Origin of the sequence: Bradyrhizobium sp., assembly GCF_035570375.1 — a bacterium.
In the GTDB taxonomy this organism is placed as follows: domain Bacteria; phylum Pseudomonadota; class Alphaproteobacteria; order Rhizobiales; family Xanthobacteraceae; genus Bradyrhizobium.
In genome coordinates this window covers 89,263-99,428 of record NZ_DATMLW010000131.1, presented here as the reverse complement: position 1 = coordinate 99,428, position 10,166 = coordinate 89,263, and the positions used below count along the sequence as shown (strand labels likewise).

Below are 10,166 nucleotides of genomic sequence, written 5' to 3'. Positions count from 1 at the left end.
TCTGCCTCCAAGTAAGCAGAGCCGTCAGGCTGCGCTATATAAATCAATAGCAAAGCGGCCGAATCCATAATGGCGCTCGCTTAACAATCCGGCTGCCGATCAGGATGCGCTCGAGTCGCTCAACTTCGGCAACAATTCGATTATAGGTTCGCCTCCACATCCGGCACGGACGTTCACGTATAGGATCGATCACTGGACGTCCGCCGCCGATCCGTTCACGCAATCGGTAGGCCCGCAAGTAGATCCGCGCCATATCGTTTCGTAGCTGACTTTCATACGGCGGATTGCCAACACAAGCGCGACAGAAATAGCCGCCCATTCCCTTGAACAGTCGCGCTACTCGCTTCCGGCAATGGGGGCAGAACATCCAGGGCCTGTAGGAGCCGAAGTGGCAAGGTGTCCACGAGAGATGGATATGCTGAGGCGTTACAAGATTGCAGAAATTTAGTTCAATCACATATCGGTCGGCCCTTATCTTCGCCACCTGAGGCCACCGCAGCAATGGTCGAAACGTCACTGTGCGTTCCTTCAATAAACCCTTCCGATTCAGTTCGCGTACGTCGATACAGTCGGTCGCTAGTTCTTCGACTGTCAGACGCTTTCTTTCGTGGATGAAGGTCATTTCCTGCCTTGCGCCCGCCCTCTGCGCCTTTGGGGGCGCAGGGCGGCCTCGTGTTCGCAGTGCGCGCCTCCAACTACTTTCGTTAGCGGCAACCCAGTGGCTAAACTAGTTATGGGCTGCACGTTCGTACCACCTAGTTGCGCCGATATGGACTCCCCGTTGCAACCACTTCCGCCGTTAGGTGGTACCGACGTGGAGTCCACTACTGGTACCGACGTGGAGTCCACCGTGGTACCGACGTGCAGTCCGGGATTCTGTTTTTTGAGGGCCGCCTGCTTGTGGGCATTCCAGCGCCTCGACGGTGCAACGTGCGGTTCGAACAGCACACCATCCCATCGCAGGAAGTCTTTGGTCGCCAGTTCCAGCTCGCCGCGACCGTTGCGGGTCGGCATGTCGGTAATACGCCAGTGCGTCGCCTTGCCCTTGCCATCGACGCCAAGGCTTGCCGCCACGGTCTTTACGAGGAAACCATAGTGCTCCAGCTCGCGATACCAGTTCGCGATGTCGTTCCTGTTTTTGTGGCCTAGCTCCTCCTCGGCATCGCGTTGGCTGAGATAAACGTGGCCGTTATTGTTGACGAGCCGTCCGCGCAGCGCTGTAAACAGCGCCCGTGCGCCAAATGAAGCCGCCCGATAGGCGAGTGACTTCAAGGTCTCGCGGAATAATGGAACAAAAGGCGGAAGCCTGTCGCCATGTTTGTTCTTCCTGCTCATGATGAGCCGCTCCTGTTTCAGTGAAAACAGCGAGCGCGCAGCAAACGGGCTGCTGAAAGGCGCTGGCCCATGCTATAGTCATTTCGCTGTTGGAGCTTTGCTAATCTGCGAATTAGGGCCGTCCTTGCCGGGGCGGCCCTTCGCATTTCTGGATCAGAAGATCGATCCCATGTTTGCGTCTCCTGGCCCGGAAACCTGTCCGTGATTGTTCGCGATGCAAGCTGAAGGATGAGAGCCGGCGACTCCAACATCCCACCAGCGGCCCTCTCCGGGCCGGCAATCGTCCTCAAGCAATGACTGGCATCAAGCAGGCGAACTGAAAGGCGTTTGCCGCAGCAGTTTTCGCATATTGCGTCGGGGCTGGTCATCGGCACCGCTCTCCATCAGGGAACTCGGATTTTTGCAGGGGCGCGTCAGGCAGGCTGTCGAAATACTGGTCGACACTGTCGAGATCGACATAGACAGACGTGTTTGGGCTGCTACCGGGCACTTTCTTGGCGCGGATCAGGCCCTTCCCGATCAGCTCATCGAGCTTCGTCTTGCCGATGTCCGCATACTTGCAGGCCGCAAGGCGTTTCGCCCATCGCATGGTTGTTGCTCCTTTTCACTTCGGTTGAACCAAAGTGAAAATGGGCCACGGCGGGCGAATGCGGAAGTTGTAAAAAAAGTAGGAGTTATTTTGCTGAAGCTAGTAGCGATAGCGTATCCACCCGTCGATCACTTCAACTCTCCCTTCGCGCACAAGTCGCTGTAGCTCCTCGGCGTCACGGGAATCGGCGGCTTCGACCATCTTGGCTGCTTGACGATACCGGCGTTTCGCCGCCGGCACTGTTATGACCTTCGCCCTTGCAAACTCGGCAAGGGCCGCCGCTTCGGTTCCGTGGCGGGCAAGAAGGGCTTCCATCTCGGCGAGATCCTGGCGCCCTTGCTCGAGCTTCTGGTTCTCGCGCTGCTCGCGCAGCATGTCGGTCTGCTTCCACTTCGGTCGATGAGCGGACCGCTTGGGGGGATCGATCAGATCGGCGATGTAGTGCTGCACCTTGGCGGGGACAATCGGCGGATTGGTCGTCCGCTGCAACGCGTCCAGAGCGGCGATAAATTGTTCGACAACAGGGTCGAGGCCCTCCGGGGGGAATTCTAGGAAGAAGGCAACCTCGGGCGTGCGCATCAGGCGGAAAATATCATCGATCTCGGACGTAGCATTGCGCAGCGCGCCGGCGATGTCGCGTTTGTCATTTATTGCGCCGCCAGCGATCAACGCCGCGATCCAGCTCCACAGTTGCTCGCCCTTGAGCGGCGGCAGTTGCTCGCCCTTGAGCGGCGGATAGTCCTTGGCACTCACGGCTGCCTCCGCAACATCACCACATTGCCGGGCTTGTCACCTTCGAGGATCGCCGCGAGCGCATTGGCCCACAGGTTCAGCGCACGCCGTTTCTCGGCCTGCCTCTCGTACTGATCGTAATGCCGCGAGCCGACGTCACCGCTTTTGTGGTTCATGCAGGCGTCGCGGTCTTCCTTTGGGATGCCGAGCGCGCTCAGTCGGGTTGCGAACGTGCGGCGCAAGTCATGCGCTGTCGGCGGCGATTGCTTCCAGGTCTCCGCACCTTCCAAGTCGGCTGGAATATACTCACCGAACCTCGACAACGCCTTTGACAGGGTATGGCGGTCAATCGATCCATCGTCGTTGGCGTTGCGGGTCGGGAATAACCATTGCTCGCCCTGTCTTGCCAAGGCGCGCGCATTGAGCACCAATTGCCTTGCCAGCGGCGACAGCGGCACCAAATGCGGTCGCTTATTTTTGACGCGGTCGCTAGCGATCAGCAGTGCGGCCTTCTCAGGATCTTCGAGGTGTAGCACTTCGCTCTTGTGGATGCCGGTGACCTCGCCGGCGCGTAATCCAGTCAGCAGTGCCAGCTTCAGAGCGATGCCGGTCCCCTTCGACACTGGTGGTTTCTCGATGGACGACCAGAACAACCTGATCTCGGCATCATCGAGCGTGCGTGTTAGCGGGGTCTCCTTCGACCGCTTCTTGAGCCGCGCTGCAGGGTTGGCGTCGAGCAAGGCACCATCAACCGCGAAACCGAAGATCTTCGAGACCAGTGATTGCACCCGGTTCGCCATGATCGGCCTGCCGCCGGCGATCAGGCCCTCGGCCAACTCGATCACATCGCTGCGGGTGATGCTGGCGTAAGCGCGCTTGCCCCAGACCGGCAGGATGTGCAGTCGTAAATTCCGCTCGTCGGTGTCGGCTGATTTCTTGAAGCGGCGCGCATGCTCGGCGAGATAACGGTCCGCGAGCGCCTTGAAGGTCCGCTTCGGCGCCTCGGCGCGATCCTGCCGCTTGGCCTCGATCGGGTTGATGCCCTTCGCCACCAGCTTGCGCAGCCCCTCGGCACGATCGCGGGCCTCGGCTAGTGACAGGTCGGGAAATTTTGGCAGCGTCATGCGCTGCCGCTTGCCCGTCACCGGGTCCGTGAAGCGATAGCTCCAAGTCTTACTCCCGGCGGTGAGGCGCAGGGCCAAGCCAGGCGATCGCGTGTCCTTGATGTCGACCTGCCCCGCCACCGGCGGCTTCAGGCTACGGATCTTGGCATCGGTGAGTGGCTTGCTCATGTGAAGGTGCTCTGGGTTCGTAGGACCGCCATAGGACCGCCACAGGACCGAAATGACGCGGATCAGCGTGGGCGACGGCGGGCGAGAAAGGGCTAAAATGACAAGATGTGGCTGGGACTTGCGGTGTTCAAGGTCGCCCGCAGAAAACCGTAGAAAACCGCGGGTACGCGCCTTTCGGACGCGGGGATTTTTTGAAGAACGATTTTTGTATGGGCCCAATCTGGTCAACGCCGCGCCCGCCGATTACAAGGGCGCGCGACCGCACAAGGTCGGCTGTGTCGAGGGATGGTATGCTTTCCAGAAAATTTTTGATTGGCGCCGCCGCGGCGGTGATGCTCGCAGCGGCAATGCTGGCGGCCTGTCCGGCGTCGGCCGAAGAGGAATTTCCGTTCGGATTTGAAATGACGCTGGATAGCGCAGCGCAGGCCGGATCGAAGCGCAGGCCGACCCTCGAAATCGGCGACAGCGGCGAGGCCGCGCTTGATTTGTGGTGCAAGAGCGGCAAGGGGCAGTTTTCGGTCGCCGGCAACACCGTGATTTTTGTTCCCGGCCAGCTGCAGGCTCGCGACTGCACGCCCGCGCAGGCGCAGGCTGACGATGCGATCGTTGCGGGCTTGAGCGAAGCCGCCACCTGGAGACGGCGCGGCGATGCGGTGTACGAAGGAGCTGCGATTCCGGATCAACACCAACTAGGGCCGCGTTAGCGCAAAGTGGAAACCGGTTTTCCCTTGGCTAACAAACGCGAATACGCGTTTGCGCGCAGATCATGCTCAAACAAATAGACGAGAAGATCATGATGCGATTCACTTGATCGCATCGTGGTCTAAAAGCTATTTCCAGATCGATTTGTCGGCGTCCCAGCGCTGCGCCTTGAATTCCCTGGCAAGCGCCTCGACCGCGCCGTTGTCGTCCTTTTGATCGCCTTCCTCGTCGCCGTTGGAGTCGTTCGCCACGTTGAGTTTGGCTCCCGAGCCCTCATCCGCCGTCGAGATGGCCGGATTGCTGATCCACAGGATCAGGCGGTCAGAAGCGCCGGGCTTTTCGGCTGCCGCCAGCGCGGTCACCTCGATCGTGTCAGTGAGTTCGAGCGCGGGGAAAGCCTGGCTCGGCCGCTTGAAAGTCAATGTCAGCTTGCCCGTGCCCGGATTCCACGCCGCCGACGAGGGTCGAGCCGCAAAGGTTGCAGCCAGGACATTGGAGATCGCCCTTGCAAGCTTCTCCCTGTTGAGATGATCTCCGTCGCGCCAGTCGGCTGCCGGGAAACGAATGGTGCGGTCCATCTCGACCGCCCCGGTTGTCCAGCCGGCGGCGACCACGCCCGGCGACGCCTTGAATTTCGCGATCAAGGCGGCCGCGCGTTCCGGATCGGTGCTCAGGTTGATCGTCTGCTCACCGGCCCTCAGCGCATCGCAAGTGACCGCAAGGCTGCTCAGGGATACTTCGACCTCCTGCCCCTTCAGACCCCTGAGCAAATCCGTAGCCGCCTCCAGCTTGACCCGCACGCCGATCGATTCCGGGGATACTTCCGTGAAATCCTTTGGAGCGGCGGTGATTCCGTCATCTGTCGTCTGGTTCTCCTGAAACTCCTTCTCGCTGAGATCCGAGTTGTCGCTCGAGTTGACCTCGGTCACGGTCTGGCCGATCGTGATCTGTCCCTTGAACTCGAAACTGTCGCCGGTCGGCCTTCGCACCAGCTTCACGGTCACCGGCTGTTTGCCGCCGATGGTCTGCGTGGTGCCCGACAGGGTTTGTCCGCTCACGGCCAGGTTGGCGACAAAGCGATCCTTGCGGTCCGAACCTCTGGCGAGGGGATAGCAGACGTCGAGCACGGCCGCGGCGACCGTTCTGCCCTGCCGGGTTTCCTTCAGAATGACGTCGGCGTTGCCGTCCATCAAACCGTCGATCGCAGTGAAATACCGGGTCTCGTTCGCAGCCGGCCCGGCCTTGGGCGAAAGCTTCGTCTGGCCCCAGGCAAGATCTGTCGAAGCCACGATCAGTCCAGCCAGGCAAAGTAGAAGCGCGCGCATGGGCATTTCCCTTGAAGGATGGATCGAGCTTCGCGACAGTGCCTTGCAAGTGCCGTTGAAGCCGGAATGCTTTAGCAAAGCTAAAGGCAAATCGCCAAAAAAGAAGGCCGCTTTCGAGGCGGCCTTCTCCGTTCGAACAAGCGCGCGATGTGCGCGGCGCTTAAAAGCCCATGCCGCCATGCCCATGTCCGCCGGGTGCCGCGGGTGCCGGTTCCTTCGGCAGTTCCGCGACCATGGCCTCTGTCGTCACCAGCAACGCGGCGACGGAAGAAGCATCCTGCAGCGCGGTGCGCACGACCTTGGCCGGATCGATGATGCCCTTGGCGACCATGTCGACATATTCTTCGGTCTGGGCGTCGAAGCCGAACGTCTCCGATTTGTCGTCGAGGATCTTGCCGACCACGATTGAACCCTCGACGCCGGCATTCTCGGAGATCTGGCGGACCGGTGCCTCCAGCGCCTTGAGCACGATGTTGATACCGGCCTGAACATCCGAGTTTTCGTTATGGATGCGGCCGACCGCCTTCTTGGCGCGCAGCAGGGCCACGCCGCCACCCGGCACGATGCCTTCCTGCACGGCCGCGCGGGTGGCATTGAGGGCGTCCTCGACGCGGTCCTTCTTCTCCTTGACCTCGACTTCGGTCGCGCCGCCGACGCGGATCACCGCGACGCCGCCCGCGAGCTTGGCAAGACGCTCCTGCAGCTTCTCGCGGTCATAGTCCGAAGTGGTCTCCTCGATCTGCGCCTTGATCTGGTTGACGCGGGCCTCGATGTCCTTCTTCTTGCCGGCGCCGTTGACGATCGTGGTGTTTTCCTTGTCGATCACGACCTTGCGGGCGCGGCCGAGCATGTTGATCGTCACGCTTTCGAGCTTCATGCCGAGCTCATCCGAGATCAGCTGGCCGCCGGTCAGGATCGCGATGTCTTCCAGCATGGCCTTGCGGCGGTCGCCGAAACCGGGAGCCTTGACCGCGGCGACCTTCAGCCCGCCGCGCAGGCGGTTGACGACCAGCGTGGCCAGCGCCTCGCCTTCGACGTCCTCGGCGACGATCAGGAGCGGCTTGCCCGATTGCACCACGGCTTCCAGCACCGGCAGCATCGCCTGCAACCCGGACAGCTTCTTCTCGTGCAGGAGAATGTAGACGTCTTCGAACTCGGCCGTCATCTTTTCGCCGTTGGTGATGAAATAAGGCGACAGATAGCCGCGGTCGAATTTCATGCCCTCGACGATGTCGACTTCGGTTTCGAGCGACTTGTTCTCCTCGACCGTAATGACGCCTTCATTGCCGACCTTCTGCATCGCCTGCGCGATCATCTTGCCGATCGCCGTGTCGCCATTGGAGGAGATGGTGCCGACCTGGGCTACTTCGGAAGACGAGGCGACCGGTTTGGCGCGCTTCTCGAGGTCCTTGACCACTGCGCTCACCGCGATCTCGATGCCGCGCCTCAAATCCATCGGGTTCATGCCGGCAGCAACCGCCTTGGCGCCTTCCCGCACGATCGCCTGGGCGAGCAAGGTCGCGGTGGTGGTGCCGTCGCCGGCCGTGTCGTTGGTCTTGGAGGCGACCTCGCGCAACATCTGCGCGCCCATGTTCTCGAACTTGTCGTCGAGTTCGATCTCCTTGGCGACCGTGACGCCGTCCTTGGTGATGCGGGGCGCGCCAAAGCTCTTTTCTATCACGACGTTGCGGCCCTTGGGACCGAGCGTCACCTTGACCGCATTGGCGAGAATATCGACTCCACGGAGCATGCGCTCGCGCGCGTCTCCGGAAAACTTGACTTCCTTGGCTGCCATTTGAATTCACTCCTGATGGATTGATATGTCGATGTCGTATGGTCGCGGCCGACCAGAACGCAAAGCGTGTCTTCGCTGGGTGAGCCCGCCGTTCATCGCTTTCTTCAAGATCGATTGCGAGCGCGGTTCAGGCCCCGGACGATCGCGACCTGCATACGGCCGTTGAGGTTTGCGTCAGCTCAGCACGCCCATGATGTCGCTCTCCTTCATGATCAGGAGTTCCTCGCCATCGAGCTTGACCTCGGTGCCAGACCATTTGCCGAACAGCACGCGGTCGCCGACCTTCAGGTCGATCGGGATCAGCTTACCGGTCTCGTCGCGGCCACCCGGACCTATTGCCGTGATTTCGCCCTGCGAAGGCTTTTCCTTGGCGGTGTCCGGGATGATGATGCCGCCCTTGGTCTTTTCCTCGGCGTCGATTCGCTTGACCACGACGCGGTCATGCAGCGGACGAAATCTGGTTTTAGCCATGACAGTTCCTTTGAAGGCCTGATTTGCTGGTCGGTTGGGGTTGGGATGGGTCTTCGGCACCGGCAAGGGCAGACTGGTCTATGTTCTTGGCAATCGTACCCTCAGAGTGCCAAATGTGGCTCCGGGGATATGGCGTGGCGCCGTTCCTGTCAAGCAAACGGAGGTTAAAGCCTTGGTGAGGCGGGTATAGGATGTTTGACGACGTCATTGCTCGGGCACGGTTTTTGCGCTTGGCTGAGGAATTGGTTGAGGAATCGCTCTCGTGGACTTTCCTGCGGGAAAATGGCCCGCGGATTTGCTTTGGGGGAGAATATGGTCGGTTCACGTAAGGCGCGGACAGCTGCCAATCTCGGAATCGCCTCTGCATTGGCGATCTTCCTTGGTGCGTGCAGCAGCACGAGCCTGCCTTCCTTTTCGTCATCGTCGCCCGAGCCCGCGCCAGTCCCCGAAATGCCGGCGACGATCCGTGCCGACGAGATCGTCGGCAAATGGGGCCTCGCCTCGTTCCAGAATCCCAACGATCGCGCCCGCACCGAAGCTGCAGCCAAGGCACAGTGCAAGCAACCCTATGTGATCGGCGCCGGCACCAGTGGTGGCGTGATCATGCATCTGGCCGATCAGGCAACGCCGCAGGAGTTGCGCCTCAAGGGCAGCCAGACCGGCAAGAACTATATCGGTCCTCCCGGACCGGCCGGTGGCGAGCAGGATCGCGAGATCGTCTCCTTCGACGGGCGCGTCTTGATCACCCGCTTCATCGAAAAGGACGCCGCGACGCGATACGGCAACATGGTCTATGTCCGCTGCGCGCCGCGCGCCTGACCGACGCGACTGAATACTCCGGCAGGTGCAACGAGCGAGCCCGGAATGTGCGGTGGCACATCGCAGAGTCTCGAGATCCGGCTTCAGGCCAGGGCTTGCCATCGAACCGACAGGCAGGGCTCGTCGGCAACCGTTCCGGACCGACCGCAGAAACGAAAACGCCGGCCTCACGCCGGCGTTTGGTTCTGCACGGGAGTAGTTTTCAATCGAACAGCGCGTCGATATCGTCCTGCGAGGCGTGGCCGATCTCGCCTTCGGACCTTGGACCGTTCAACAGCCTGGCGTCGCCCTCGCGGGCATCGATGATGGCAGGCGCGTGCGCCTTGATGGCATCGACCCCGCCCCAGATTTCCATCATGACGGTAATGTGATGTTCGATGAACTTCATCGTGGTCATCACCTTTTTGATACGCTGGCCGGTCAGATCCTGGAAGTTGCAGGCCTCGAAGATCGAAACGACGCGCTCCTGGATTTCCTCGCTCAATCGCTGCTGTTGATCGGGTGAGGTTACCCGGCTCAGCGCGGTCGCGGCGTTGTCGATTGCTTCGGCGGCTTCGAGAATATGCTGGGTGGCTTCTTCGGTGCCGCCGACCACGGCGCCGAGCTCGCCGTTGACCTTGGCCATTTCCTCGCCGTTGAAACTCTTGCCGTGCAGGACCGCGATTTCGCGTTTGGTGCGCGTGATGGCGTCATAGATCAGGTCGAGTTCGACCTTGAGTTTTTCGCATTGTTCGATCTGGGCGCGATAGGTCTCCAGCATGGCGTGGGCATCGGCAATTTCACGAGGCACGGATACTCCGTTTCCCTCCTTTGCAGCGGCGGGGCGGGACGCGCCCATCTGGGCCCGGATCGCGCGCAGCTCATTCATGATCTCGCGGTGCAGGGAACTCGCCTCCGCGTCTATCTCCAGCGGCAGCGGCATGTCGCCAGCGACTGCTTCTTCGATACGAAAACGTTTGCGAACCGGCATGAGATTTGTCCCTGACCTGCACTATGCCGCGTTTAAAGCAGACTCGATTTAACATGAGGTTCACGACAGGAACCCGTTACCCGGAGCATACGGGCCGGGCATAACTTGCGATTAACCATGCGCCTTTTGCGTTCAC

At 60.7% G+C, this 10,166-nt stretch carries 10 protein-coding genes; 2 read left to right on the top strand and 8 right to left on the bottom strand.

The features are described from left to right. Positions 1-618 precede the first annotated feature (618 nt). From VNX23_RS14325 to VNX23_RS14310, 4 genes are all read right to left on the bottom strand, one after another. Positions 619-1,335, bottom strand: coding sequence for a hypothetical protein (locus VNX23_RS14325; protein WP_325631010.1), 717 nt, complete (start codon positions 1,333-1,335; stop codon positions 619-621). A gap of 364 nt (positions 1,336-1,699) precedes the next feature. Continuing rightward, the gene (locus VNX23_RS14320; RefSeq protein ID WP_325631009.1) at positions 1,700-1,924 is read right to left on the bottom strand and encodes a hypothetical protein; all 225 of its coding nucleotides are present in this window, start codon (positions 1,922-1,924) and stop codon (positions 1,700-1,702) included. A gap of 99 nt (positions 1,925-2,023) precedes the next feature. Then, positions 2,024-2,677 (bottom strand): hypothetical protein, encoded by a 654-nt coding sequence (locus VNX23_RS14315; RefSeq protein WP_325631007.1) that lies wholly within the window; start codon positions 2,675-2,677, stop codon positions 2,024-2,026. Further along, positions 2,674-3,948 (bottom strand): tyrosine-type recombinase/integrase, encoded by a 1,275-nt coding sequence (locus tag VNX23_RS14310; protein WP_325631003.1) that lies wholly within the window; start codon positions 3,946-3,948, stop codon positions 2,674-2,676. The genes VNX23_RS14315 and VNX23_RS14310 overlap by 4 nt, the downstream gene beginning before the upstream one ends. Before the next feature lie 290 nt (positions 3,949-4,238). Between VNX23_RS14310 and VNX23_RS14305 the strand changes: the two genes are divergently transcribed. Further along, the gene (locus VNX23_RS14305) at positions 4,239-4,652 is read left to right on the top strand and encodes a hypothetical protein (protein ID WP_325631002.1); all 414 of its coding nucleotides are present in this window, start codon (positions 4,239-4,241) and stop codon (positions 4,650-4,652) included. A 126-nt stretch (positions 4,653-4,778) separates the two neighbouring features. Here the strand turns inward: VNX23_RS14305 and VNX23_RS14300 are convergent, their stop codons facing one another. The 3 genes from VNX23_RS14300 to VNX23_RS14290 all read right to left on the bottom strand — a co-directional run bounded on the left by VNX23_RS14300 (position 4,779) and on the right by VNX23_RS14290 (position 8,241). Beyond that, positions 4,779-5,975 carry a hypothetical protein gene (locus VNX23_RS14300; protein WP_325631000.1) on the bottom strand — a complete coding sequence of 399 codons (1,197 nt, stop codon included), beginning with the start codon at positions 5,973-5,975 and terminating at the stop codon, positions 4,779-4,781. A gap of 160 nt (positions 5,976-6,135) precedes the next feature. Next, on the bottom strand, positions 6,136-7,770 hold the full coding sequence (gene groL, locus VNX23_RS14295; RefSeq protein WP_325630999.1) for a chaperonin GroEL: 1,635 nt from the start codon (positions 7,768-7,770) through the stop codon (positions 6,136-6,138). Between the two features lie 174 nt (positions 7,771-7,944). Then, positions 7,945-8,241 (bottom strand): co-chaperone GroES, encoded by a 297-nt coding sequence (locus tag VNX23_RS14290; RefSeq protein WP_325630997.1) that lies wholly within the window; start codon positions 8,239-8,241, stop codon positions 7,945-7,947. A gap of 312 nt (positions 8,242-8,553) precedes the next feature. Here VNX23_RS14290 and VNX23_RS14285 point away from each other — a divergent pair, with 312 nt between their 5' ends. Then, complete coding sequence (locus VNX23_RS14285; protein ID WP_325630995.1) at positions 8,554-9,060, top strand: hypothetical protein; 507 nt, start codon at positions 8,554-8,556, stop codon at positions 9,058-9,060. A gap of 202 nt (positions 9,061-9,262) precedes the next feature. Here VNX23_RS14285 and VNX23_RS14280 read toward each other — a convergent pair whose 3' ends face one another. Continuing rightward, complete coding sequence (locus VNX23_RS14280) at positions 9,263-10,030, bottom strand: protein phosphatase CheZ (RefSeq protein WP_325630993.1); 768 nt, start codon at positions 10,028-10,030, stop codon at positions 9,263-9,265. Positions 10,031-10,166 lie beyond the last annotated feature (136 nt).